This window comes from Micromonospora sp. CA-248089 (assembly GCF_050948515.1).
GTDB lineage: Bacteria > Actinomycetota > Actinomycetes > Mycobacteriales > Micromonosporaceae > Micromonospora.
The window spans coordinates 6,008,890-6,033,040 of the sequence record NZ_CP192016.1 but is presented as its reverse complement, the minus strand read 5'-3'; the positions used below and the strand labels follow the sequence as shown (position 1 = coordinate 6,033,040).

Sequence of the window (24,151 nt, the reverse complement as noted above, 5' to 3'; positions counted from 1 at the left end):
GAGGAACGGAGGCCGACGATGGGGGCACCAGACCGCCGGTACGCGATCGGCAGCAGCCCGGCGCGCCCGGCTGCGGAGGCGCCGGTGATGCGGGTGCGTTCCGCGTCCGACCCGGCGCCCGGTCGTCCGGAGAACGAGGACGTCGTCTTCCGGTTCGGCCCGCTCGTCGGCGTCCTCGACGGGGCCACCGTGCCCGAGGGATTCGACACCGGCTGCGTGCACGGTCCCGCCTGGTACGTCCGGCACCTGGCCGCCCGGATCGGCCTGGCGGTCGCGGCCCGCCCCGCGGCCACGCTCATGAGCAGTCTCGCGGCGGCGATCCTCGCGGTACGGGCCGACCACGGCGGGATGTGCGACCTCGATCATCCGGGCACCCCGTCGTCCACCGTCTGCCTGCTCCGGCACAGCGGCGACCGGGTCGACCACCTGGTGCTCTGCGACAGCCCGCTGGTGCTCGACACCGACCGGGGGATCGAGGTGGTCACCGACGACCGGCTCGCGGACGCGGTGGCGGACCTGCGCCGCAGCGCCGCCGCGCTGCCCGACGGCGACACCGACCCGGCCACCCGGTTCCGGCGCGCCACGACCGTGCAGCGCACCCGGATGAACCGCACCCACGGCTACTGGGCGGCGGCGAGCGATCCGGACGCGGCGTACCACGCGCTCACCGGGACGCTTCCGCTGCGCGGTCCGGGAGCGCTGCGCCGGGCCGCGCTGCTCAGCGACGGGGCGTCCTGCGCTGTCGACCAGTTCGGCCTGTTCGACTGGGCCGGGCTGCTGGAGGTGCTGGCGGTGGAGGGCCCGGAAGGGCTGATCGACCGGGTCCGCGTGGCCGAGCGGGACCACCCGGACCGGCTGCGCCGGCGCAAGCGCACCGATGACGCCTCGGTGGTGCTCTGCGAGTTCGGCCCGTCGACGTGACCACACTCACCCCGGAACGACCGGTCGGATGACAACGCAGCGTGAGGCGGGAACACCCCGGGGGTACGACCGGACGAGGCGGTCGGCCATAGCGGCAATCCCTCCCCAAAGCGGTGGACGACCCGGACGGCGGGCGGCAGACTGCGCGACGTGACGGGTGCGGTACGGCTGGAGCCGGTGGACGAACGGAACCTGGAACCGTTGCTCTCCGTAGCGGCGGCTGAGGCGGAACCGGAGGACGTCATGCCTCCGGTGGACGCCCCGGCGGGCTGGTCGCTGGCCCGCCGTGACGCGTTCCGCGAGTTCCACCGCGCCAGCCTCGGCGGGCTCAACGGCCCGACCGGCACGGCCATGTACGCGATCGTCTCCGGCGGTGAGGTGGTCGGCATGGTGCGGATGACCCGCCGGGACGAGCCGGGCACCGTGGAGACCGGCATGTGGCTCGGCCGGTCCGCGCGAGGCCGGGGCCTGGGTGCCGCCGCGCTGCGGCAGTTGCTGCACGCCGCCGCGGCGGCCGGGATGCACACGGTGGTCGCGGACACCACGCCGGACAACGCGGGCGCGATCTCGGTGCTGCGCAAATGCGGCGCGGAATTACGCGAGGAAGACGGAAAACTGCACGCCCGAATGTCGCTGGATTCCGCCCTGCCGATCCGCTGAACCGCTTTTCCCCGCATTCACCCCGGCTGCGTTTCTCCTGCTCAGCGCCGCCTCGCTGGGCGATTTCGCACTCCTGCGGAAATGTTTTGCCAATGGGATGACGGGTACTGCCCGCCTCTCCGGGAGCGCGACGTCCGCCTCCCGGGGAGTGCGAAGGAGTGTGGATGAAAAGCGGAGCACGAGTGGCGTTGGCGGTGGGATTCGGCTACCTGCTGGGTCGCCGCAGGAAGATGCGTACCGCGCTGACGCTCGCCGCGGCGGTCGCCGCCGGGCGGGCCAGCCAGCGCCCGGGGGGCCTCAAGCAGCTCGGCGCGAACCTGGTCGCCGCGAACCCGCAACTGCGTAACCTCGGCGGGCTGGGCCCGCCGCTGGTGGCCGCCGGGCGGGCTGCCGCGACCGCCGCTGCCGGCAACGGCATCGACGCCATCGGCGGACGCCTGCGCGGGGGTGCCGACGCGTTGCGCCGCAGGAGCGGCACGGGCCGGCCGGACGCCGAGCGTTCCGCGCCCGACGAGGAGCCGGAGCTGGACGACCAGCCCGCCGCGCCGGTGCCCGCCCGAGCCGATCGGGGGCGGTGAGTCGTGGCGACGAGCAACCTCACCGACCGGGTACGCGACGAGATCGGCGGCGAGCTGCGCAACCTCGCCACGGCCCTCGGTGAACGCGCCGTGCAGGCGGTCACCGATCGGGTCACCGATGCCACCGGGCGGCTCAGCGAGTACGCGAAGCAGGGCGGCGACCCGGGCCTGGTCGCCGCGGCCACCGGCGCGCAGCGGCTGGCCGGTGGCGCCTCCCCGGTGAAGGCCATGTTCCATGCCGGCGTGGCCGGCGGTAAGGAGAAGCTGATGGCGGCGTTCGGTCGCAAGGGTGGCCGGGACGGCGGCAAGACGCTCAAGGTCACCAACATCGTCGAGACAATCGAGGTCGGCGTGCCGGTCCGGGTCGCTTACAACCAGTGGACGACGTTCGGTGACTTCCCGAGCTTCATGAAGAAGGTCGAGCAGGCCGACTGCGACGCCGACGAGAAGATGACCTGGAAGGCGCAGGTGCTCTGGTCGCACCGGACCTGGGAGTCGACGATCGTCCGGCAGATCCCGGACCGGTTGATCCACTGGCGGTCCAAGGGCGAGAAGGGCTCGGTCGACGGCACTGTGAGCTTCCACGAGGTCGCCCCGGAGCTGACCCGGATCCTGGTCGTGCTGGAGTACCACCCGCAGGGCTTCTTCGAGCACACCGGCAACCTGTGGCGCGCCCAGGGCCGCCGGGTCCGGCTGGAGCTGAAGCACTTCGTCCGGCACGTGATGACCCGGACCGTGCTCGACCCGGACGCGGTCGAGGGCTGGCGCGGCGAGATCGAGGACTCGCAGGTCGTCAAGGACCACGAGACCGCGCTGCGGGAGGAGCGGGGCGACGCCGGGGCGGCCGACGACGAGTACGCCGCCTACGACGAGGGCGAGGACTTCGACGACGACGAGTACGCCGACGAGCCGGTCCTCACCGCGCCGGAGCGTGCCCGCAGCAGGCCGGTACGCGCACAGCGTGAATCCGAGCGCCGCCGCCGCGTCCCGGAGCGGCCCCGCCGCCCCGCCGCCCGCCGCCGCGACGACAGCTGACCGCCGCCTCGACGAGAGCTGACCGTCGGGCGGCCCGTCAGGACCGGTCGGCGGCGTACGTCTCGAGGTGCGCGAGTTGCACCGGGTCCAGCGAGGGCCGGACACGGTTCCGGGCCGCCTCGACGTGCGCGGCGTTCACCGTGCTCGCCTCCAGCGACTCCCGCATGGCGGCCAGCGCCGCCTCCCGGATCAGCGCGGCGCAGTCGGCGGCGGAGAAGCCGTCCAGTTCGGTGCCGAGCGCGTCGAGGTCCACGTCCGGGGCGAGCGGGACGTCCCGGGCGGAGGCGCGGAGGATCTCCGTGCGGGCCGGGCCGTCCGGTGGCGGCACGTAGACGAGGCGTTCCAGCCGGCCGGGGCGCAGCAGCGCCGGGTCGACCAGCTCCGGCCGGTTGGTCGCGCCGACCACCACCACGTTGCGCAGCGCCTCCACGCCGTCCAGTTCGGTGAGCAGCGCCGCCACCACCCGGTCGGTCGTGCCGCCGTCGGTGGCCTGCCCGCGTACCGGGGCCAGCGCGTCCACCTCGTCGAGGAAGACGAGAGTGGGCGCGGCCTGGCGGGCGCGGCGGAACAGCTCCCGGACCGCCCGTTCGCTCTCACCCACCCACTTCGAGAGCAGCTCCGCGCCCTTCACCGACAGCACGTTGGCCCGCCCGGACCCGGCCAGCGCGGTCACCAGGTAGGTCTTGCCGCAGCCGGGCGGGCCGTAGAGCAGCACCCCACGCGGCGGCGTCACGCCCAGCCGGGCGAACGTGTCCGGATAGGTCAGCGGCCAGAGCACCGACTCGGTGAGCGTCTGCTTGACCTCGTGCAGCCCGCCCACGTCGTCCAGCGTCACCGACGCCAGCTCCAGCGTGGACGCCGACATCGTGGTCGGGCGGACCACCTCCAGCGCGGCGGTGAAGTCGGCCATCGCCACCGTCGGCGTCTCCGCAGTCTTCTGCCGCAGCGCCGCGCGGACCCCGGCCTCGCGCACCAGCGCCGCCAGGTCCGCCGCGACGAACCCGGGCGTACGGCCGGCCACCTCGTCCAGCCGGACGTCACCGGCGAGCGGCACCTCACGGGTCAGCACCGTCAGCTGTTCCCGGCGCAACGCCGCGTCGGGCAGCGGCACGGTGATCCGCAGCGCGAGCAGGTCCGGGCCGCGCAGCGCCGGGTCCACCGCCTCGGGGCGCCCGCTGGTGCACACCACTGCGGCGCCGGCCCGCAGCGTCTCGGCCACCACCTGGCGGAACACAGTGGCCAGCGGACCCGGCTCGTCGGCCGGGGCGATCGACTCCACGTCGGTGACCAGCAGCACGGCGGGACCACCGGCGCGTACCGCCGAGGCCGCCTCGCGCAGCCGGCGGGCCGCCGCGTCGTTGCTGAGCGCTGCCAGTTCCGGTGCCCAGAGCGGCCGTACGCCCGCACCGACCTTGGCGGCGACGGCACGCACGAGCGCGGACTTGCCCGAGCCGGCCGGGCCCTCCACCAGCACGCCGAGCGAGACGGTGGTGCCGAGCCGGCCCAGCACCTCGCGGTGGTGGAAGCCCAGGTCCAGCAGTTCGGTCAGCTCCTCGGCCTGGGCGCGCAGGCCGGGCAGCTCGTCCACGTCGGGCGCGTCCTCCGGGCCGAGCAGGTCCCCGGCGGCTTCCGTTCCGCCCGACGCGGTGGAGGGAGCGGCGTCCCGCGCGGTGGAGGCCGAGGTCGCCGGGCCGGAGCCGCGGGTGGCGGGGCCGTGTTCCCAGCCCACCACCGTGTCCATGGTGACGAGTGCGCCGACCGCCGGTTCGGCCGAGACGACGGTGAGCAGCGTGCTGGTCCAGGCGTACCCGACGGAACTGGCGAGACTGCGCCGCGCGGCTTCGATCAGGCCGCGCACGGCGGCGTCCGGCAGCACGTCCTGCGGCAGCAGTGAGACGTCGTCCCCGGCGGTGACCACCTTGCCGAGCAGCGCGAGCCGCAGCATCTCCGGCGGGACCGCGGCGACCACCGCGGCCGGGCCGGACAGGGTGAGCCGGCGTGCCGGGGTCGCCGGTATCGGGCTCACCGTGACCTGGCCGCCGGCCCGCAGGCCGAGATTGCCCAGGAGCAGGTCGTCGGCGTGCAGCAGGGCGCCGCTGGTGCTCGCCTCGGCGGCGGCCGCGATGCCGGCGGTGACGCGCCGGCCGGTGAGGCGTACCGGGTCGCCGGGGCGCAGCGCCAGCGCGGTGAGTACCTCGGGGTGCAGGCGCACCACGCCGCGACGGGCGTCGAGCGCGGCCGGCCGCAGCGTCGCGGTCAGGGTCAGGTCGGGTTCGGCCACCCGCCGACAGTAGCCGCCCCGATCATCGGGTGCCGGGTCAGCGCGGGCCCGGGTCGTCCAGCAGCGAGGGGTCGCGGCGGATCATCTCGGCCAGCCGGGCCGCCGGGTCGGTCTCCAGCGGGTCGTGGCCGGGTGCGGGCACCGTCTTCACCGACATGGGCCACGCGGGCGGCGGCGCGGGCGGTGCCGCCGCGCCCACCGTCACGGCCGTGCCGGACCAGGAGACCCGCAGCGGGTACGCCTGCTCGCCCAGTTCCACGCGCAGCGTCACGGCGAGCCCGGGGTGGTCCGCCACCACCCGCCGGACCGCCTCGGCGACCTCCTCGACCGGGTCGCGCCGCACCGGCGCCTCACCACCGCGCAGCCGGTACGCGCCGTGCCCCGCCCGCCCGTCGCCCGGCTCGTCCGCCGCCTCCGCGGGCACGTCCCGCTCGGGCGTCCCGCCCGGCTCGCCGGGCATCGGCGCCCGGCGGCGCAGCGCCTCCTCGCGCCGTGCCATCCGGGCCAGTGTCTCGTCCAGATCACCTCTCATGGCGTCCACCCCTTCGCCAGACAACGGATCGAAACGACTGCCAGTTCTCAGCCTGCCCGGGATCGGGTGGCCCGGTCCAGCGCGCGGTCCAGGACGACGAGCAGGGCGTCCCGCACCGAGAGGCGGTCCCGGGCGTCGAACTGCACCAGCGGTACGTGCTCGGCGATCGCCAGCGCCCAGCGGATCGACGGCAGGTCCAGGGCCAGCCGGCCGTCGAAGGCGTTGACGCCCACCGCGAACGGCAGCCCGGACCGCTCGAAGAAGTCGATCGCCGGGTAGCAGTCGTCGAGCCGGGCGCTGTCCACCACCACGAGCGCGCCGAGCGCGCCCCGAGCCAGGTCGTCCCACATGAACCCGAAGCGCGCCTGGCCGGGCGTACCGAAGAGGTAGAGCTTCAGGCTGCGGTCGATGGTCACGCAGCCGAAGTCCATGGCCACGGTGGTGGTGGTCTTCCCGTCGACCCCGCCCGGGTCGTCGATGCCGATGCCGGCGGTGGTCATCTCCGCCTCGGTGGTCAGCGGCGCGATCTCGGAGATCGCGCCGACGGTGGTGGTCTTGCCGACCCCGAAGCCGCCGGCGATGAGGATCTTGACCGGGATCGGCGGCCGGGGCGCCGGCACCCGGCTGACGATCGGAGCCGGTTCGGCCGGCGGCGCGCCGGGCGGCAGGTACGGCAGCGGCGGGGTGGGCGGGGGCGGCGTGGCCCGGCCGATGAGCGGCGCCGGGCCGCCGTAGCGGCTCGGGGCGCTGTTCGCGGCCGGCCCGCCCGTGGCGGCCGCCGGCCATTCAGGAGATCGCACGAAGTCCATCAATCACTCGCAGGATGATGTCGGGATCGAGGGCGTCGTCGACGTCCGCGACGTGCACGTCGAGATGGCCGGCGGCCCGGAGGTCGCCGACCAGCACCCGGGTCACCCCGAAGTGCATCCGGGTCCGGGCGGAGATCTCGGCCACCGAGACAGGCTCGGCGCAGATCGCGACGATCGCCGCCAGTTCCGGGGCCAACCGGGCGGTCACCGCCCACGATGTGCTGCCCGGACGAGCGGTGACCTGGGTCTCCAGGCCGATCGCCGGGTCGCCGTCCACCCGTCCGGAGGTCAGCACGAAGGGGCGTGGGCCGGTCGGCTCCCCGTCGCCCGCGTCCGGCTCCGGCGCTGGAGCGGACGCGTTCAGGAAGGGGCGGATCCGGACGCCGGGCTCCGGCTCCGGGTCCGCGCCGGCGGCCCCTGGGATCATTGCTGTACGGCGTTCTTCAGTTCGGCTATCAGGCGCGGACTCAGGGCACCGCCGGCGCGGCCGGCGAACAGCGTCATCTCGTACGCCACGGTGCCCAGGTTCGCCGTGCGGTCGGCGACGACGCCGAGTACCGAGCCGCTGCTGATCGCGCTGATCAGCAGGTATCCCTCGGCCATGTCGACGATCACCCGGTTGAGCGCGCCTAGTGCGTACCAGCTCGCGGCACCCCCGGCGAGGCTCGTCATGCCGGAGACCACCGCGGCGAGTCGTTCCGCGTTGGACCGGTCCTTGATCGCGGACATGGCCATCAGCAGCCCGTCCGAGGAGACCGCGATCGCCTCCATCACCCCGGCGGTGCTGGAGGTGAACGAGTCGAGCAGCCAGTTGAAGGTGCGTGCCTCGGGACTGAGGTCCCCTGTGGTGCTCTGTTCGACGTTCTCGTGGAGGAAGGGGCTGGTCACCGTGATGGGTCCTCTTCGTAGCGGCGGTCGGTACTGACTTCGCGCAGAGCACGGGCGACGCCCGCCTCGAACTCGCTGATCCGGTTGCGGACCTCGACGGGGTCGCCGGGGTCGGAACTGGTGGGTGGCACGGACTGGGTCGGTGCCACGGACAGGTTCGCGCCCGGCACCCGGCGGCTGAGCCGGGGCCGTTCCGCCGCCGGGGGCGTGGGATCGACCGCGCCCTCGGCCCGTCGTACGCCGTCCTGGAACGCCTCGACCAGTGCTCGGACGCTCGACGGATCCGCCGGTACGCCGATCAGCGGCCCGCCGGTGGCCGGTCCGGCCGGACCGGCGGGTGGGGCAGGTGGAGCAGGTGGGGCGGCCGGCAGGTTCGCGCCGGGTACCCGCTGCCGGATCGGCGACCGGGTACCGGGCCGGCCGGCGGGCGGGCCGACCGGGTTGGGTCCGGTCGGCGCCGGCACGGCGGCCGGTGGGCCGGCCGGTGCCGGCGGGCGGGCGGCACCGGGCGGCGGCGCGAGCGCCGGACGGTGCTGCGGCGCGACCCCGGACCGTGCTGCGGTGCCAGGGCCGGACCGTGCTGCGGTGCGAGCGCCGGGCGGGTGGCCGGCGGTGACAGGGTCGGGCCGGTCGCCGGCCCGGCGGCCGGGGAGCGGCCGGGGCCGGGCCGGCGACCGGGGTCGGCGGGGCGAGGTGCGCGGGACGCGCCGGCGGTACGGCCGACGGCGGCCAGACCGGCGGCGGACCGCCCGCGCTCGGGCCCTGGTCCTCGGCGGGCTCCGCGGTGTCGGCCTGGTTGCCGAAGGCGTTCCACGGGTCGCCGCTGGACATGCTGCGGGTGGCACGGCTGAGCAGTTCGGCGTCGAAGCCGGTCGGCGCCTCGGCGGCCGGTGGCTCCGGGGCGTGGGTGCCGGGCACGGCGGCCCGGCCGGCGCCGACGCCGACCGGCTCGGGCCGGCGGATCACGAGCGAGGCGCCCGGGATCTCCAGGGCCGCGGTGACGCCGCCACCGGGGGTGTGGCTGAGCCGGACGCTCCAGCCGTGCCGGCGGGCCAGCCGGCCGACCACGAACAGGCCGAGTACCTCGGTCGGGGCGAGGTCGAGGCGTTCCCGCCGGGTGAACCGGGCGTTCTCCTCGGCCATCCGGTCCCCGGTCAGGCCGATGCCGTGGTCGACCACGACCAGCCGGGCTCCGCCGTCGGTCAGCTCACCGGTCACCACCACGCGGGTGTGCGGCGGCGAGAACGAGGTGGCGTTCTCCATCAGCTCGGCGAGCGTCAGCACCAGGTCGCCGGCGATGGCGGGGGCCGCCGCCACGCCGGGCGGGACCTCCACGTCGACGCGGGTGTAGTCCTCGATCTCACCGAGCGCGAGCCGGACCACGTCGGCCAGCGGGACCGGCGCCACGTGACCGTCCGAGCCGGTGGCGCCGGAGAGCACCACCAGGCTGCCCGCGTTGCGGCGCAACCGGCTGGAGATGTGGTCCAGCCGGTAGAGGTGCTCCAGGCGGCCCGGGTCGGTCTCCTGCCGTTCCAGCCGGTCGATGAGCGCGATCTGGCGGCCGACCAGGTTCTGCGTACGGCGGCCGACGTGGCCGAACATCTGCGCCACGTTGCGCCGCCCGGCGACCTGCCGCTCGACCAGGCGGGCGGCGGTGTGCTGCACCCGGTCGAACGCGCGGGCCAGCTCGCCGATCTCGTCCCGGGCGCTGACCTCCACCGGGTCGAGGCGTACCGGGGGGACCGTTTCGGACTCGTCGTCGGCGACCCGGGTCAGCTCGGCCTCGGTGACCCGGGCGACCCGCTCGGCGGAGCGGGTCAGCCGGCTCAGCGGCCGGGCCACCGTCCGCGCCACAGTCATGCTCAGCAGCACCACGACGAGCAGGATGGCCGCCGCCGCCAGGCTGACCAGCCAGGCCGCGGTCAGGGCCTCCCGTTCCCGGGCGCGGGTCTCCGCGATGACGTCCGCGACGACCTTCTTCTCCACGAACTGGCCCAACGTGATCATCGACCGGGCCGAGGGGAACAGCACGTCCAGCGGCACCGGCGCGATCGCTCCGACCGGGTCCCGGAGGCTGTCCACCAGGAACGTCGGGCTGGTCCGGGCGGCCACCGCCGCGTCGTCCAGCTCGGCCACCTTCAGCTGCTCGGGCGTGATCAGCTTGCGGAACCGCCGGTTGTCGACATTGAGCCCCGCCATGCACGCCACGAACGACCGCGCCACCAGCGGATCGCCCGTCGCCTTGACCAGCACGATCTGGGTGGTGCACGAGCTCAGTGCCTCGTCGACGCGCAGCAGCGCGTCCAGGGCGAGCACCTGCCGTCCGGCCGCGGTGTCGGTGTCCACCTGGAAGGGCAGCCGCAACGCGTCGATCAGGGCGGTGTCGACCTCGCCGAACACGGTCAGGATCTGCTGCGGCGTGGCCCGGCCGGCGAGCGTGGCGTTCCGGACGTCCTCCAGCCGGCGTACCCCGTCGAGGCTCTCCCGGACCGGCGCGGGCAGCGACTCGGCGCGCAGGTCGGCGACCCGGTCGTCGACGGTGGCCGACTTCTGGATCAGCTCGGTGCGGCTCACCCGCCCGAGCAGCAGACCGACCGAGAGCAGGCGTTCCTGCTGCATGTCCTGGACCAGGCTGCCGACCCGGCTGGCGATGCGGACGGTCTCGGCGGTGTCGGCGGCCCGCTGGGCCGTGGACACCCGGTCGATGACGACCGGTACGGCCAGCCCGACCATGCTGAGCAGGGGGATGATCACCAGCAGGGCGAGCTTGCCCCGGATGCGTAACTTACCGAGCAGCATCGAACGGCCTCCACCGATCGGCGTCGCCACCGTGTCCCACCGCGACCGGCTGGCGGTCGGCGTCGGACGCGGCGGGCGGCGGGGCGGCGTGGACGGTCGGCGCCGGTCCGGCAGCGGCCGGCTCCCGTCCGGTCGGTGCGGTGCCCCGGGACCGGTCCCGGCGCGCCGCGACCACGTGCAGCGCCACGATCCCGGCGATCAGCGCCACCGCCGCCCCGGCGGCGATCCGGCCGAGCAGCCGGTCCCGCTCGAGGGCCTCGAGCCGCTCTCTCAGCAGCTTGTCGAGCTGGTCGAGGATGACGGTGCGGAGCTGCTTGGCGGCGTTCTGTGCGCTGAGCCCGGCGCGGGTGAGCTGGTCGGTGCCCGGGGCGGACCGGCCGGCGCCGGGCGCCGAGTAGACCGAGAACGTCTCGAGTGAACGCTGGTAGGTGTCCAGCGGGGTGAGCACGTTGGCGCCCAGTTCGGTGCTCTCCGAGTTGTCCACCGCCGACCGCAGGTCCGCGACCAGGTCGGTGGCGGGGCCGAGCGCGGCGACCCGCAGTTCGGCCAGCTCCGCGCCCGTCCGCGCGCGGTCGGCGGCGGGGCGCTTGGCGGACAGCCGGGCCAGGTCGACGAGGCGGCCGGCCAGCACCGTCGCGGTGGGCAGGTCCCCACCGATGCCGTCCTGGAGGAAGAACGAGTCGGAGCGGGGGTCGCGGATCAGGCCGGAGCTCTCCCGCACCTTGCGGTAGAGCGCCAGGAGCAGGTCGGACGCCTCGCCGTAGGCCCGGTACGCCGACTCGGCGTCACCGAACCCGCGGTCCGGCAGCGCCTCCAGCTTGGCCCGCAGCCCGGCCCAGCGCTCGTGGGTGCGCAGTTCGTCGCCGACGGCGCTGTCCACCGCCGCGACGCCCTCGATGGCGGTGGCGAGCGAGGCCCGGGAGACGGCCCCCTCGGCGACGGCGATGGCCTGGGCCTCCACCAGGGAGTCGGTGATCGGCCCGAGGGCCCGCAGGTAGCGGACGCCGAGGCGTTCCCGGCTCACCAGGTCGTGGTCGTCGGCGTAGTCGCGTTCGGCCTGGACGAAGATCAGCCCGAGCGGGGCCAGCAACGCCAGCACCAGAACCAGGGCGAGCGTACGGCCCGGTACGGCGGGCCGCCGACGGACCCGCGGCGCGGGGACTGTCATGGTGTGTCTCCTCCGGCGACGGCGGGGCGATCGGTGCCCCGGGAGGTCGCCGTACGCAGTCCCGTGCACCGGACCGGAAAAGTAGCCGAACCGGACGCGGGTGAGACCTCGGCCGATGAGTCGGCTTCACGTCAGTCCATTTTGGGTGACCGTGTGTCAGGGCGAAAGGTACGTAGCGTGTGATCGTGTTGCCGAGAAATGACATCGACGATGGTTTGCGCCCTAGATGTGAATTCACATGATCCGAATTCGCCGCGCTGGGATGCTCTGGACCTTTGGCGGATGACGCACGCTACGCGACGAACGGTGCAACCGGACAGACGTACGGCGGATCTCAGCGAATGCTCAGCCGCCGGCCCGTACCGTGTGCGCATGAGATCAACCGCCGCGCGGCTCCGGCGCGCCCTGGCCGGCCGTCCGCGCCGCACCGTCGCCGCCGTGGTGGTCGTCCTCGTCGCCGCCGCGCTGGTCTGGGCGGCCCGGCCGCAGGGCTCGGACTTCCGGACCGAGTCGGCGCTGGTGACCGTACGCTCCGGCCCTTCCGGGGACGAGCCGGTGGACCTGGACACCACGCTCTACCTGCCGGAGGGCGCCTCGTCGTCGAACCGGGTGCCGGCGGTGCTGCTGGCGCACGGCTTCGGCGGGACCAAGGACTCGGTCCGCTCCGACGCCGAGGACCTGGTGGCCCGCGGGTACGCGGTGCTCACCTGGACCGCCCGCGGCTTCGGGCGCAGCGGCGGCCAGATCCACCTGGACAACCCCGACTACGAGGTGCGGGACGCGCAGCGCCTGCTCGACCGGCTGGCGCAGCGGCCGGACATCCGCCTCGACGCGGACGGCGACCCTCGGGTCGGTGTGGTCGGCGGCTCGTACGGCGGCGGCCTGGCGCTGCTGCTGGCCGCGCGGGACCAGCGGGTCGACGCGATCGTCCCGATGATCACCTGGAACGATCTGTCCCGCGCCTTCCTGCCGGAGAGCACCGGCCGGCAGCCCACCGACGGCGTGTTCAAGAAGGGCTGGGCCGGCATCTTCTTCGGTGGCGGCGGCAACGCCGGCTCCGGTCCGGCCGGGCTCTCCGGGGCCACCGCCGCCGCGCCGGAGGGCGCGCCCGAGTCCGCCGGTCCGCCGAGCCCGCAGCCGGGCGCCGGCCCGGGCACCGGCTCCGGTCGCGCGCCGGCCGGCGCCGCCGACCCGTCCTGCGGCCGCTTCGCCGCCGACGTCTGCGCCGCGTACCTGCGCATCGCCACCACCGGCCGGGCCGACGCGGCGGCGGTCGAACTGCTGCGCCGGTCGTCGCCGGCCGGCGTGCTGGACCGGATCAAGTCCCCGACGCTGCTGGTCCAGGGCGAGGCGGACACGCTGTTCCCGCTGGCCGAGGCGGACGCCAACGCCCGGGGCATCGCCGCGGCCGGCACGCCGGTGCGGGTCGCCTGGTTCACCGGCGGCCACGACGGCGGCTCCGGGCCCACCTCCGACTCGGACCGGGTGAAGTTCCTGACCGCGCAGTGGCTCGACCACTACGTCAAGGGCGACGGGGCGGCCCCCGGCGACACGTTCACGTTCTCCCGCATCGCCGGCTTCGACGCGCTCGACCGGGGCCTGGTGGCGACCGGCTTCCGCATCGCCGACTACCCCGGCCTGGCCGGGCAGGAGCGCCGCGAGGTGACGCTCGCCGGGCCGCCCCAGCCGGTCGCCGTACCGCCGAACGGCAACCCGGCGGCGATCTCCTCGGTGCCGTTCGCTGGTGCGCTCGGCTCGCTGCTCGACGGCGTGGCGGGGGACATCCCCGGCCAGCACGCGCGCTTCGAGTCGGCGCCGCTGGACGAGCCGGTCGACGTGGTGGGCGCGCCCACTGTGCGGATCAGGGCGGCCTCACCGACCGGTGAGGCGGTGCTGTTCGTGAAGCTCTACGACGTGGACCCGCAGGGCGCGTCCACGCTGCCGTCCGGCCTGGTCGCGCCGGTGCGCCTGACCGGCCTGCCGGCCACCGTCGAGGCGGCCACGCCGGTCACCGTCACGCTCCCGGGGATCGTCCGGCGGGTCGAGGCCGGGCACCGGCTGCGGCTCGTGGTGGCGACGTCGGACCAGGCGTACGCCTCGCCGGCCGAACCGGCGGTGCTCACCGTGGCGCTCGCGGACGGACCGCTCGCGCTGCCCACCGTCGACGCCACGCCGATCCCCACCACCGCCACGATCTGGCGCTGGGCGCTGGCCGGCCTGCTCGCCGTGATCGTGGCCGGGCTCGTCGTGGTCGTGCTGCTCACCCGCCGCCGGCACCGCCGCCAGGACGACTCCGTGCACCCGGAGTACGCGGGCGTCCCGCTCGCCGTGCGCAACCTGCGCAAGGAGTACGCGGACGGTTTCGTCGCGGTCTCCGACGTGGACTTCGAGGTGCACCCCGGTCAGGTGGTCGGCCTGCTCGGGCCCAACGGCGCGGGCAAGACGACCACGCTGCGGGTGCTGATGGGGCTGACCCAGCCCACCGCCGGGGAGATCTACGTCTTCGGTCACCGGCTGGTGCCGGGCTCACCGGTGCTGTCCCGGATCGGCGCGCTGGTCGAGGGGCCGGGCTTCCTGCCCCACCTGTCCGGCCTGGACAACCTGAAGGCGTACTGGCGGGCGACCGGGCGGCCGTGGGAGGACGCGCACTTCGACGAGGCGCTGGAGATCGCCGGACTGGGTGACTCGGTGCACCGGCGGACGAAGAAGTACAGCCACGGCATGCGGCAGCGGCTGGCCATCGCCCAGGCCATGCTCGGCCTGCCCGAGCTGCTCGTGCTGGACGAGCCGACGGACGGGCTGGACCCGCCGCAGATCGCCGAGATGCGCCGGGTGCTCCAGCGTTACGCCACCGACGGCCGGGCGGTGCTGGTCTCCAGCCACCTGCTGGCCGAGGTGGAGCAGACCTGCACGCACGCGGTGGTGGTGAACAAGGGGCGGATCGTGGCGTCCGGCCCGGTGGAGGACATCGTCGGCGAGTCGCCGAGCGTGCTGTTCGAGGTGAGCGACCCGGACGCGGCGCGTACGGTGCTCGACCGGCTCGACGGCGTACGGGTGTTGCCCGACACCGAGGGCGGGCTGGTGGTCGACACGAACGGCACCGCCCGCAGCGAGGTGGTGGCCGAACTGGTCCGGGCCGGCATCGGGGTGGACCGGGTGGTGCCCCGGCGCCGCCTGGAGGACGCGTTCCTCGCCCTGGTGGGCGAGAACTCTCGGGGAAGCGGGGACCGGTGATGGCGGGTTCGTCTGTGGCATCGTCGCCTGGTGGCGGCACGTCCGGTACGGCGGCGCCGGGCCCCGGCGGCGCGGCGGCCGGTTACCGGCCCTCGGCCACGCTCCCGTTCGCGGCGGAGTTCCGGCGGCAGGCGTCGCGCCGGCGTACCCAGCTCGCGCTGGGCTTCATGGTGCTGCTGCCGCTGATCATCCTGGTGGCGTTCCAGTTCGACGCCGGGGACGACGACGGCGGCGGGCGGGGCGAGTTCTCCAGCCTGGCCGACCTGGCCACCTCGGGCGGGCTCAACTTCACCCTGTTCTCGATCCTGGTGTCCGCGTCGTTCCTGCTGGTCGTGGTGGTGGCGCTGTTCTGCGGCGACACGGTGGCGAGCGAGGCGAGCTGGGGCAGCCTGCGCTACCTGCTGGCGGTGCCGGTGCCCCGGGCCCGGCTGCTCGCGGTGAAGCTGGTCGTCGCGCTCGCGTACTCCGGACTGGCCCTGCTGTTGCTCGCCGGCACCGCGCTGCTCGCCGGCACGCTCCGGTACGGCTGGAAGCCGCTGAGCAGCCAGGTGTCGGCGGAGCTGGCCCCGGCCGACGGGTTGCTACGGCTGCTCGGCGTGCTCGGCTACCTGGCGGTCGTGCTGCTGGTGGTGGCCGGGCTGGCGTTCCTGCTGTCGGTGACCACCGATGCCGCGCTGGGCGCGGTCGGCGGGGCGGTGCTGCTCTGGATCCTGTCCAGCATCCTGGACCAGATCACCGCGTTGGGCGGGCTGCGGAACCTGCTGCCGACCCACTACAGCAGCGCCTGGCTGGGGTTGCTGTCGACGCCGATGCAGACCGACGACGTGGTCAAGGGCGCGTTCTCGGCGGTCGTCTACGCCACGTTGTTCTGGGGCGTGGCCTTCTGGCGTTTCACCCGTAAGGACGTCACGAGCTGAGGTGACCCGGGAGGGGGTCGCGTCAGCGGCGGCCCGGCCCATATCATGGGAGCGTTCCCATGCAATTGTCCCGCCTGCAAAGAAATCGATTAACATCGATACATGTGGTCGCCATCCTGGAGCCGTCAAACACTCGTCCCAGGAGGTCACACATGATCCCGACCCAGCTCAGCGGCCCTGTCCTGTCCCTGTTCCGCGCGGTGGTGGGGTTGCTGTTCCTATGCCACGGCGCGGCGTCGATATTCGGCGTCCTCGGCGGCAACCGAGGCTCCGGCGAGGCCGTCCCGTTCGCCACCTGGCCCGGCTGGTGGGCGGCGCTGATCCAGCTCGTGTGCGGCGGGCTGGTGCTCGTCGGCCTGTTCACCCGGCCGGCAGCGCTGCTCGCCTCCGGCTCGATGGCGTACGCGTACTTCGTGGTGCACCAGCCGGACCACCTGATGCCGATGCAGAACGGCGGCGAGCTGGCCGCGCTCTTCTGCTGGTCGTTCCTGCTGGTCGCGGTGCTCGGCCCGGGAAGCTGGGCGCTCGACGCGCTGCTGAGCCGCCGGCGTGCCACCACGGCGGAGCCCACCGCGGCCCCGGCCTCGGTGCCGGTCTGAGCCGTCGCCCGCTCACCAGATCCCGGCCGGGTGCTCCCCCGCCGGGCTCTGGTGCTACAGCGGATTGACCGGCGGAGTCGTGGGCGACGGCGGGACGGCCGGAGTGGGCGCGTCGGTGGACGGCTTGCTGCGCTTCCACGCGCTGACACCGAGCCGGCCGGTGTTGCCGAGGTCGATCGGCCCGCTCAGGGCGACCGGGTACGCCGGCCGGCCGGCGATCGGGGCGACGTCGAGTTCGGTGCCGTTCGTCGCCGGCACCGTCGCGTCGGTGACCAGGTTCCGCCAGATCAGTGCCGCGCCGGCCCGCTCGCCGGGGGCCAGCACGATCCGGGTGGGCGGGGCGTCGAAGCCGGAGGTGATCGGCTTGGCGCCCGGAATGATCCGCACCGTGACCGGGTCGCCGTCGGCGTCCCGGAGCGCGACCGCCGGATAGCCGCGCAGTTCGTACGGCCGGTCGCCGCAGTTGACCAGCTCCAGGCCCAGTGCCCGCAGCCCCATCGCGGCGCTGACCCCGCGTTCGGTGATCGCGATGCCCTCCGGGGAGCAGGTGGCGGCGGGAGTCGGCTCGGCGGAGGGGGAGGCCGTGCGCGGCGGCACCGTGGGCAGCGCGTCGGCAGGTCTCTGGGCGGGGGCGCAGGCGGCCATCAGCGTCACGCCGGCGAGGGCGCCGATCAGGCGCGCCGTTCTCCGCATCCGGCGATCATGCCACCCGGCCACGTTCGGCGAGGACCGCGTCGAGCAGGCCCGGGTAGAGGCGGTCCAGCTCCTCGCGGCGCAGCCGTACGTAGCGGGTGGTGCCGGCGACCCGGGTGCGGGTCAGGCCGGCCTCCCGCAGCACCTTGAGGTGGTGGCTGCGGGTGGCCTTGGAGACGCCGAACTCGAACGAGCCGCAGGCGTGTTCCCCGCCCGGCGCGAGCGCGCGCACGATCTGCAGCCGGACGTCGTCGGCCAGCGCCGCCAGGACGGCGGTGACCGGCACCTCGCGCAGCTCGGGCTCGTGCAGCTCCATGTGACAACGATAACCCATGTTCGACAATCATCGAACAAGTTCCTAGAGTCGGGGCGTTGGTTCGACGGTACTCGAACATAGGAGCTGCGATGCGTTCCCGTCACGCCACCCTCCCGATCTTCGCCGCGGTCAGCTGGGGCGTCATGTTCCCGGTGCTCGCCAGCGCGCTCACCCGCGTGGACGCGCTCAACCTGACCGCCGCCCGGTACGTGCTCGCCACCGCCGTGCTGCTCGCCCTGCTGCTGGCCCGCGAGGGGGTGGCCGCCCTGGCCACCCAGCGGCGCGGCCTCGAGGTGGTGCTCCTCGGCGCGCTCGGCTTCGCCGGGTTCAACACGCTGATGAACCTCGCCCTCGGCCACGCCGCGCCGCAGCAGATCGCGCTGTTCGCGGCCACCGTGCCGCTTGTCACCCAGTTCGTCCGCTGGGCGCGCGACGGCGTCCGCCCGCGTCCGGCGCTGCTCGGCATCTCCCTCGTCGCCCTGGCCGGTGTCGGCCTGGTGATCACCCGCGGCCGGCTCGACGGGCTGGGCCAGTTCGGCTGGGGCGGGCTGCTCATGATCGGCGCCGTGCTCGGCTGGGCGTTCTACACCCACGGCGCGAGCCGGTTCCCCGAGTGGTCCGCGCTGCGCTACACCACGCTGACCGCCGTCGCGGGCATGGTCGCGATGATCGGCGCCAGCGCCGTCGCCGACCTCACCGGACTCCAGCACGCGCCGTCCGCCGCCGACCTCGCCGCTGTCGCTCCCCAGCTCACGTACGCGGTGCTGGTCGCCGCCGTCCTCGCGGTGCTGGCGTGGAACACCGGCGTCCGGCGGCTCGGCCCGGCCAATGCCGCACTGTTCATGAACCTGGTGCCGGTGGCCACGTTCGCGGTGCAGATCGTGCGCGGATACCGGCCGGTCGCGGTGGAGCTGGTGGGTGCCGGGCTGACCGTCGCCGCCCTGGTTGCCGCGAACCTCGTCACCCGTACCCGCTCGGCAGCGGTGACCACGACGGCGGCGGAGCCGGTCGCGGTGATGGACCGGCCCGCGGTGGTGGACCCGGTGGCGGTGGTCGGACGTTGAGCCGGCCCACAGCGTGGGATCCCGAGGTGGCGCGGCCGTGAGCAGCGCATAGACTCGGCGGCACAACTGAATACCTCATCCAGAGGGGCTGAGGGATACGGCCCGACGACGCCCCGGCAACCACCCGCGCGCTCGACGACGAGCGACAGCGGGCAGGTGCCAATTCCGTCCCCGCCGCACCCGGCGATGCGGGGAAAGATGAGAGGAACTCCTCGACATGACGTCGACGCTTCCCGTCGCCACCGGTATCGACACCACCCTCAGCCCGGCCCGCGCCCTGGTCTGCCGTGCCTGCTCGGCGCGCTACCCGCTGGCCGCCCAGCACGCCTGTTACGAGTGTTTCGGGCCGCTCGAGGTGGACTACGACACCGCCGCCCTGGCCACCGTCACCCGGGAGCAGATCGAGGCCGGTCCGGCGAACATCTGGCGGTACGCCGCACTGCTGCCCGCCGGTCAGGACCCGGCCACCCGCGTCACCCTCGACCCGGGGCTGACCCCGCTCGTCGCCGCCCCGAACCTCGCGGCCGAGCTGGGGCTGAGCGCGCCGCTCTGGGTCAAGGACGACAGCGCGAACCCCACCCACTCGTTCAAGGACCGGGTGGTCTCGGTCGCGCTCACGGCGGCCCGGGCGCTCGGCTTCAGCCGGTACGCCTGCGCCTCCACCGGCAACCTCGCCAACTCGGTCGCCGCGCACGCCGCCCGGGCCGGCGTGCCGTCGATCGTCTTCATCCCCGGCGACCTGGAGCAGGGCAAGGTCGTCACCACCGCCGTCTACGGCGGTGACCTGGTCGCCATCGACGGCTCGTACGACGACGTGAACCGGCTCTGCGGCGAGCTGGTGGAGACCGACGAGTTCGAGGACACCGCGTTCGTCAACGTCAACGTGCGGCCCTACTACGCGGAGGGCTCCAAGACGCTCGGCTATGAGGTGGCCGAGCAGCTCGGCTGGCGGATCCCGGCCCAGGTGGTCATCCCGATGGCCAGCGGCGAGCTGCTCACCAAGATCGACAAGGCGTTCACCGAGCTGGTCGAGATCGGGCTGGTCGAGGCGCCGGCCGGCGGCTGGAAGGTGTTCGGCGCGCAGTCGGCCGGCTGCAACCCGATCGCCACCGCGCTGCACGGCGACACCGACACGATCACGCCGGTCAAGCCGGCCGGCATCGCCAAGTCGCTGAACATCGGCGACCCCGCCGCCGGGCTGTACGCGCTGGAGGCGGTGCGCCGCACCGGCGGCTGGATGGACTACGCCGACGACGACGAGATCCGTGAGGGCATCCGGCTGCTCGCCCGTACGACAGGGGTGTTCGCCGAGACGGCGGGCGGCGTGACGGTCGCGGTGCTGCGCAAGCTGGTGGAGTCCGGCCGGCTCGACCCGGCCGCCGAGACGGTCGTGTTCAACACCGGCGAGGGCCTGAAGACGCTCGACGCGGTGGCCGCCCAGGTCGGCCCCACCCACCGCATCAAGCCCAGCCTCCGCGCCGCCCGCGACGCCGGCCTCCTCGCCTGACTCCGGAGCCGGCCTCGGCCGGGTGGGGGAGGTGGGCTCGCCCGGGTGGGGGATCGAGTGAGACCGGTGGGTAACCGGTGATGTGCGGTGAGTGCCAGAAAACCGCCCTCAAGGACTTGACGGCAGGAACCGGACGGCGCAAGATGCTTCGTGCGGGAGGGCATCCGCCGGAGACTTTTCAAGTTCTTGCGACCCAACGCCGGAGGCGTTGTGCGGACGTCCCTCCCGACCAACGTCCGAGGAGGCCAGCGGAAAACCGCTGGCCTCCTCGCTGTGTCCGGCGCACCCTCGGTGACATGACGCTGACGGTGACGCCACTGGATCCCGCCGACCGGCAGACGCTCGACGCGGTGTACCGGATCGCGTGCGCCGCGCAGGCCGTCGACGAGCCCGACCTGCCCGACCCCTGCCGCCGGCGGTTCGAGGCACCGCTGTCGCACCCGATGCCCGGCATCGACACGCGCTGGCTGGTGGCCCGCCTCGACGGGACGCCGGTCGGCTGGCTCCGGCTCTACCTGCACACGATCGACAACACCGAGAACGCCAGCGTCGAGCTGACCGTGGACCCGGCGTACCGGCGGCGCGGCATCGGGCGCACGCTGCACGAGCACGGCGTCCGGTTGCTGCGGGAGCGCGGCGGCAAACGCCTCGTCGGCGCGACGGTCGCCGCGCTGCCCGGCCAGGAGGACCGGGTCTTCCCCGGTGCCGCGTTCGCCGCCGCCACGGGCGCCAAACCGGCGCTGGCCGACGTCCGCCGTCGCCTCGACGTGGCCGGGCTCGACCGCGACCGGCTGTCCGCGCTGCTGGCCGGGGCCGGCGCCGCGGCCACCGGGTACCGGCCGGTGCGGTGGCGCGACCACACCCCCGAGGAGTACGTCGCGGACGTCGCCTACCTGGACGGCCGGTTGCTGCTCGACGCCCCGATGGGTGAGCTGGACTGGGAGCCGGAGCAGGTGGACGCCGCGCGGGTACGCGACGCGGAGCGGGCGCTTGATGCCCGGGGCGTACGCCGCTACAACACCGGCGTGGTGCACGAGGCGTCCGGCCGGCTGGTCGGCTGGACCCAGCTCAGCCTGGACGCGAGCAGCACGGACCATGCCTGGCAGCAGATCACGCTGGTCGACCCCGACCACCGCGGCCACCGGCTCGGCCTGCTCTGCAAGGCCGGGAACCTGGAGTACGCGCTGGCGCACGAACCGGCGTTGCGGGCCGTCGACACCTGGAACGCGGTAGCGAACCGGCACATGGTCGCGATCAACGACCAGCTCGGGTACCGCCCGGCTGCCGGGTCCGTCGACTGGCAGTTGACGATCTGAGTTGTGACACGCCCCTACTGATCTGGTGCCTTTCTGTTGCATGATGGCGGGCATGACGGAGACCCCGCACCCCCTGTACGACAGGCACCGCGAGACCCTCGACCGGGCGCTGACCGCCATCGCGGAGCGCGGGTACTGGTCGGCCTACCCCGAGTCGCCCAGCCCCCGGGTGTACGGCGAGACCGCAGCCGCCGACGGCAAGGCCGCCTTCGAGGCGTACCTGGGCGGGGACTTCCCGCTCGACCAGGCCGGTGACGGCGCCACCGTGGCCACCGAGGTCAGCCCGTTCGGGGTGACGCTGGACGTGCGCTACCCGCACGCGGGCGCCGACCAGTTGGTGTCCGCCGCGAGCACGGCGCTGCCCGCCTGGCGGGACGCCGGCCCGCAGACCCGGGTCGGTGTCTGCCTGGAGATCCTGGACCGGCTGCACAAGAACATCTTCGAGCTGGCGAACGCGGTGCAGTTCACCAGCGGTCAGGCGTTCGTGATGGCGTTCCAGGCCGGTGGCGCGCACGCGCTGGACCGCGCGCTGGAGGCGGTCGCCTACGCGTACGCCGAGATGAGCCGCCACCCGGGGACCGCCGGGTGGGAGAAGGCCGCCGGCAAGGGCGACCCGCTGCGGATGACCAAGACGTTCCACGTGGTGCCGCGCGGGGTCGCGCTGGTCATCGGCTGCAACACGTTCCCGACCTGGAACTCGTACCCCGGTCTGTTCGCCTCGCTGGCCACCGGCAACCCGGTGGTGGTGAAGCCGCACCCGCGCGCGGTGCTGCCGCTGGCGATCACGGTGAAGTACGCCCGTCAGGTGCTCGCCGAGGCCGGGTTCGACCCGAACCTGGTGCAGCTCGCCCCAGAGACCGACGGCGAGAAGCTGGCCACCACGCTGGCCCTGCACCCGGCCGTCAAGATCGTCGACTTCACCGGCTCCACCGAGTACGGCGACTGGCTGGAGGCGAACGCCCGGCAGGCCGCCGTCTACACCGAGAAGGCCGGCCTGAACACGGTGGTGATCGACTCCACCGACGACTTCGCCGGGCTCTGCCGCAACCTCGGCTTCACGCTGACGCTGTACAGCGGGCAGATGTGCACCACCTCGCAGAACCTGCTCATCCCGCGCGACGGCATCTCGACCGACCAGGGGCACAAGAGCTTCGACGAGGTGGCCGCCGGGATCGCCGGCGCGGTCGCCAAGCTGACCGCCGACCCGGCCCGGGGCGTCGAGCTGACCGGCGCGATCGTCAACGACGGCGTGCTGGAGCGGCTGGACGAGGTCACCAAGGTTGGCGAGCCGGTGCTGGAGTCGCGCACCCTCGAGCACCCGTCGTTCCCCGGCGCGGTGGTGCGTACGCCGACGGTGGTGAAGCTGGACGCCTCCGACACCGCCACGTACTCGCGGGAGTGGTTCGGGCCGATCTCGTTCGCCATCGCCACCGACTCGACCGAGCACAGCCTGCGCATCCTGCGCGAGACGGTGGGGGAGAAGGGCGCGCTCACAGCGGGCGTCTACTCCACCGACGAGGCGGTGCTGGACGAGGCCGAGAAGGCGGCGATCGACGCCGGCGTGCACCTGTCCTGCAACCTGACCGGCGGTGTCTTCGTCAACCAGTCGGCCGCGTTCTCCGACTTCCACGGCTCCGGCGCGAACGCGGCGGCCAACTCGGCGCTGACCGACGGCGCGTACGTGGCCAACCGGTTCCGGATCGTGCAGAGCCGCCGCCACGCCTGAAAGGAGGGGCCCCTTCTTAACGCCTCCGGTAGAGGAGGGGCCCCTTTTTAACGCCGCTCAACGCCGCGCCGGCTCAGGCGGACCGGCGCATCTGGAGTTCGTGCAGGCCGGTGATCCGGGGGTGCGGCACCCGTACGCCGGTGTCCACGAAGCCCAGCTTCTGATACGCCCGGTAGGCGCGTTCGTTGCCGACCACGACCTCCATCATCAGCTCGGGCCGTCCGCAGGCGCGCGACCAGGCGGCCACCTCGTCGACGAGCGCCGCCAGCAGGCCGGTGCCCCGCCGGGCCGGGGTCACGTAGACCGCGTAGACGAGCGTCAGGCCCGGCTCGTCCGGTGCGGCGATGCCGCCGGCGTGGCCCACCAGACGGCCGCCCGGGTCGGCCACGAACTGCGCGGTGTGGTCGCCCCGGGAGACGGCCGCGACCCGGGCCGCGTACTCCGCGTGCGGCAGGGCGGCGGCCTCGGCCACCGTCTCCAGGAACGCCAGCGGGGAGTCGGCCAGCATCTCCAGCCGGAGCGCCCGCATCCGGGCGGCGTCCGCCGGCCGGACCCGGCGGACGGTGGTCGTGGTGGTCGCGCTGGTCATGCCGCATGCATACCGGACGGCCCGCCGAGGGTGTGCGACAGGCCCGGGTACGCCCCGGAATATGCCCGATTTGTGGTCGTGCGCCGCCGTCACGCCTCGTGTAGCGTGCGATTTCGGTCACTGAATTCAGCGTCACCTATCGCTGAACCGGTGCGCCGCCGGTGCCGGTCCGCCGGTCTCCGGGTGTTGGAACGCCGCGCAGAGTGAGGAAGTGCACCGTGGCACAGGGCACCGTGAAGTGGTTCAACGCCGAAAAGGGCTACGGCTTCATCGCCGTCGACGGCGGGCAGGACGTCTTCGTCCACTTCTCCGCGATCGAGATGGACGGCTACAAGGCGCTCGACGACGGTCAGCGGGTCGAGTTCGAGATCGCGCAGGGGCAGAAGGGTCCGCAGGCCGAGCGGGTCCGCGTCATCGCCTGACCCGCGGCGGGCGGTGCTCCCGCGGCCGGACCCGGACCGGGGGCTGCGGTGCGGTCCACCACCATGGAAGATCATGAGCCGTTCCAGCCGTAGTCGC

The 24,151-nt window shown here is 73.9% G+C and carries 21 protein-coding genes, 1 pseudogene and 1 riboswitch; of the genes and pseudogenes, 12 read left to right on the top strand and 10 right to left on the bottom strand.

Annotated features, from left to right (window positions below):
* Positions 1-18: 18 nt before the first annotated feature.
* From ACQP26_RS28290 to ACQP26_RS28275, 4 genes are all read left to right on the top strand, one after another.
* Positions 19-921: a hypothetical protein gene (locus ACQP26_RS28290; protein WP_281579622.1), complete on the top strand. Its 903-nt coding sequence runs from the start codon at positions 19-21 to the stop codon at positions 919-921.
* A 150-nt stretch (positions 922-1,071) separates the two neighbouring features.
* On the top strand, positions 1,072-1,581 hold the full coding sequence (locus ACQP26_RS28285) for a GNAT family N-acetyltransferase (protein ID WP_194801874.1): 510 nt from the start codon (positions 1,072-1,074) through the stop codon (positions 1,579-1,581).
* A gap of 164 nt (positions 1,582-1,745) precedes the next feature.
* A complete protein-coding gene (locus ACQP26_RS28280; RefSeq protein WP_433494426.1) occupies positions 1,746-2,159 on the top strand; it encodes a hypothetical protein in 414 nt (137 codons plus the stop codon).
* Positions 2,160-2,162: 3 nt separating this feature from the next.
* Entirely contained in the window at positions 2,163-3,194 is a 1,032-nt protein-coding gene (locus ACQP26_RS28275; protein WP_269703767.1) for an SRPBCC family protein, read from the top strand.
* 37 nt (positions 3,195-3,231) lie between these two features.
* Here ACQP26_RS28275 and ACQP26_RS28270 read toward each other — a convergent pair whose 3' ends face one another.
* From ACQP26_RS28270 to ACQP26_RS28240, 7 genes and pseudogenes are all read right to left on the bottom strand, one after another.
* Positions 3,232-5,475 carry an AAA family ATPase gene (locus ACQP26_RS28270; protein WP_433494425.1) on the bottom strand — a complete coding sequence of 748 codons (2,244 nt, stop codon included), beginning with the start codon at positions 5,473-5,475 and terminating at the stop codon, positions 3,232-3,234.
* A gap of 37 nt (positions 5,476-5,512) precedes the next feature.
* On the bottom strand, positions 5,513-6,007 hold the full coding sequence (locus ACQP26_RS28265; protein ID WP_269703769.1) for a hypothetical protein: 495 nt from the start codon (positions 6,005-6,007) through the stop codon (positions 5,513-5,515).
* A gap of 47 nt (positions 6,008-6,054) precedes the next feature.
* On the bottom strand, positions 6,055-6,816 hold the full coding sequence (locus ACQP26_RS28260; RefSeq protein ID WP_269703771.1) for a GTP-binding protein: 762 nt from the start codon (positions 6,814-6,816) through the stop codon (positions 6,055-6,057).
* A complete protein-coding gene (locus ACQP26_RS28255; protein WP_269703772.1) occupies positions 6,794-7,243 on the bottom strand; it encodes a DUF742 domain-containing protein in 450 nt (149 codons plus the stop codon). The genes ACQP26_RS28260 and ACQP26_RS28255 overlap by 23 nt, the downstream gene beginning before the upstream one ends.
* Complete coding sequence (locus ACQP26_RS28250) at positions 7,240-7,704, bottom strand: roadblock/LC7 domain-containing protein (protein ID WP_013288866.1); 465 nt, start codon at positions 7,702-7,704, stop codon at positions 7,240-7,242. Before ACQP26_RS28250 ends, ACQP26_RS28255 begins: the two co-directional genes overlap by 4 nt.
* Positions 7,705-8,742: 1,038 nt before the next feature.
* Positions 8,743-10,323, bottom strand: a pseudogene (locus ACQP26_RS28245) (nitrate- and nitrite sensing domain-containing protein); the annotation flags it as partial.
* A gap of 166 nt (positions 10,324-10,489) precedes the next feature.
* Complete coding sequence (locus ACQP26_RS28240; RefSeq protein WP_281579627.1) at positions 10,490-11,671, bottom strand: hypothetical protein; 1,182 nt, start codon at positions 11,669-11,671, stop codon at positions 10,490-10,492.
* Between the two features lie 372 nt (positions 11,672-12,043).
* Between ACQP26_RS28240 and ACQP26_RS28235 the strand changes: the two genes are divergently transcribed.
* From ACQP26_RS28235 to ACQP26_RS28225, 3 genes are all read left to right on the top strand, one after another.
* Positions 12,044-14,905: an alpha/beta fold hydrolase gene (locus ACQP26_RS28235; RefSeq protein WP_433494424.1), complete on the top strand. Its 2,862-nt coding sequence runs from the start codon at positions 12,044-12,046 to the stop codon at positions 14,903-14,905.
* Complete coding sequence (locus ACQP26_RS28230; RefSeq protein ID WP_269703777.1) at positions 14,905-15,822, top strand: ABC transporter permease subunit; 918 nt, start codon at positions 14,905-14,907, stop codon at positions 15,820-15,822. Before ACQP26_RS28235 ends, ACQP26_RS28230 begins: the two co-directional genes overlap by 1 nt.
* Before the next feature lie 152 nt (positions 15,823-15,974).
* On the top strand, positions 15,975-16,421 hold the full coding sequence (locus ACQP26_RS28225; protein ID WP_269703779.1) for a DoxX family protein: 447 nt from the start codon (positions 15,975-15,977) through the stop codon (positions 16,419-16,421).
* 54 nt (positions 16,422-16,475) lie between these two features.
* Here ACQP26_RS28225 and ACQP26_RS28220 read toward each other — a convergent pair whose 3' ends face one another.
* Positions 16,476-17,114 carry a DUF4232 domain-containing protein gene (locus ACQP26_RS28220; protein WP_433494423.1) on the bottom strand — a complete coding sequence of 213 codons (639 nt, stop codon included), beginning with the start codon at positions 17,112-17,114 and terminating at the stop codon, positions 16,476-16,478.
* 7 nt (positions 17,115-17,121) lie between these two features.
* Positions 17,122-17,430, bottom strand: coding sequence for an ArsR/SmtB family transcription factor (locus ACQP26_RS28215; RefSeq protein ID WP_269703783.1), 309 nt, complete (start codon positions 17,428-17,430; stop codon positions 17,122-17,124).
* Positions 17,431-17,519: 89 nt separating this feature from the next.
* Here ACQP26_RS28215 and ACQP26_RS28210 point away from each other — a divergent pair, with 89 nt between their 5' ends.
* From ACQP26_RS28210 to paaN, 4 genes are all read left to right on the top strand, one after another.
* The gene (locus ACQP26_RS28210; protein WP_433494422.1) at positions 17,520-18,494 is read left to right on the top strand and encodes a DMT family transporter; all 975 of its coding nucleotides are present in this window, start codon (positions 17,520-17,522) and stop codon (positions 18,492-18,494) included.
* 72 nt (positions 18,495-18,566) lie between these two features.
* Positions 18,567-18,699: riboswitch (SAM riboswitch) on the top strand.
* 12 nt (positions 18,700-18,711) lie between these two features.
* Positions 18,712-20,001, top strand: coding sequence for a threonine synthase (thrC, locus tag ACQP26_RS28205; protein ID WP_433494421.1), 1,290 nt, complete (start codon positions 18,712-18,714; stop codon positions 19,999-20,001).
* A 296-nt stretch (positions 20,002-20,297) separates the two neighbouring features.
* Positions 20,298-21,317, top strand: a complete 1,020-nt coding sequence (locus ACQP26_RS28200; RefSeq protein ID WP_433494420.1) for an N-acetyltransferase family protein — start codon at positions 20,298-20,300, stop codon at positions 21,315-21,317.
* Positions 21,318-21,369: 52 nt separating this feature from the next.
* Positions 21,370-23,043 carry a phenylacetic acid degradation protein PaaN gene (gene paaN, locus ACQP26_RS28195; RefSeq protein WP_433494419.1) on the top strand — a complete coding sequence of 558 codons (1,674 nt, stop codon included), beginning with the start codon at positions 21,370-21,372 and terminating at the stop codon, positions 23,041-23,043.
* Positions 23,044-23,116: 73 nt separating this feature from the next.
* Here paaN and ACQP26_RS28190 read toward each other — a convergent pair whose 3' ends face one another.
* The gene (locus tag ACQP26_RS28190) at positions 23,117-23,632 is read right to left on the bottom strand and encodes a GNAT family N-acetyltransferase (RefSeq protein ID WP_269703792.1); all 516 of its coding nucleotides are present in this window, start codon (positions 23,630-23,632) and stop codon (positions 23,117-23,119) included.
* A gap of 218 nt (positions 23,633-23,850) precedes the next feature.
* On the opposite strand from ACQP26_RS28190, the gene ACQP26_RS28185 reads away from it, so the two are divergent.
* On the top strand, positions 23,851-24,054 hold the full coding sequence (locus ACQP26_RS28185) for a cold-shock protein (RefSeq protein WP_013288855.1): 204 nt from the start codon (positions 23,851-23,853) through the stop codon (positions 24,052-24,054).
* Positions 24,055-24,151 lie beyond the last annotated feature (97 nt).

What these genes read in the sequence shown, in the direction of transcription:
- ACQP26_RS28280 (WP_433494426.1), top strand. Translation starts at nt 1,746, where the DNA reads ATGAAAAGCGGAGCACGAGTGGCGTTGGCGGTGGGATTCGGCTACCTG.
- ACQP26_RS28260 (WP_269703771.1), bottom strand. Translation starts at nt 6,816, where the DNA reads ATGGACTTCGTGCGATCTCCTGAATGGCCGGCGGCCGCCACGGGCGGG.
- ACQP26_RS28230 (WP_269703777.1), top strand. Translation starts at nt 14,905, where the DNA reads ATGGCGGGTTCGTCTGTGGCATCGTCGCCTGGTGGCGGCACGTCCGGT.
- ACQP26_RS28215 (WP_269703783.1), bottom strand. Translation starts at nt 17,430, where the DNA reads ATGGAGCTGCACGAGCCCGAGCTGCGCGAGGTGCCGGTCACCGCCGTC.
- ACQP26_RS28290 (WP_281579622.1), top strand. Translation starts at nt 19, where the DNA reads ATGGGGGCACCAGACCGCCGGTACGCGATCGGCAGCAGCCCGGCGCGC.
- ACQP26_RS28255 (WP_269703772.1), bottom strand. Translation starts at nt 7,243, where the DNA reads ATGATCCCAGGGGCCGCCGGCGCGGACCCGGAGCCGGAGCCCGGCGTC.
- thrC (WP_433494421.1), top strand. Translation starts at nt 18,712, where the DNA reads ATGACGTCGACGCTTCCCGTCGCCACCGGTATCGACACCACCCTCAGC.
- ACQP26_RS28225 (WP_269703779.1), top strand. Translation starts at nt 15,975, where the DNA reads ATGATCCCGACCCAGCTCAGCGGCCCTGTCCTGTCCCTGTTCCGCGCG.
- ACQP26_RS28265 (WP_269703769.1), bottom strand. Translation starts at nt 6,007, where the DNA reads ATGAGAGGTGATCTGGACGAGACACTGGCCCGGATGGCACGGCGCGAG.
- ACQP26_RS28200 (WP_433494420.1), top strand. Translation starts at nt 20,298, where the DNA reads ATGACGCTGACGGTGACGCCACTGGATCCCGCCGACCGGCAGACGCTC.
- paaN (WP_433494419.1), top strand. Translation starts at nt 21,370, where the DNA reads ATGACGGAGACCCCGCACCCCCTGTACGACAGGCACCGCGAGACCCTC.
- ACQP26_RS28220 (WP_433494423.1), bottom strand. Translation starts at nt 17,114, where the DNA reads ATGCGGAGAACGGCGCGCCTGATCGGCGCCCTCGCCGGCGTGACGCTG.
- ACQP26_RS28190 (WP_269703792.1), bottom strand. Translation starts at nt 23,632, where the DNA reads ATGACCAGCGCGACCACCACGACCACCGTCCGCCGGGTCCGGCCGGCG.
- ACQP26_RS28235 (WP_433494424.1), top strand. Translation starts at nt 12,044, where the DNA reads ATGAGATCAACCGCCGCGCGGCTCCGGCGCGCCCTGGCCGGCCGTCCG.
- ACQP26_RS28210 (WP_433494422.1), top strand. Translation starts at nt 17,520, where the DNA reads ATGCGTTCCCGTCACGCCACCCTCCCGATCTTCGCCGCGGTCAGCTGG.
- ACQP26_RS28240 (WP_281579627.1), bottom strand. Translation starts at nt 11,671, where the DNA reads ATGACAGTCCCCGCGCCGCGGGTCCGTCGGCGGCCCGCCGTACCGGGC.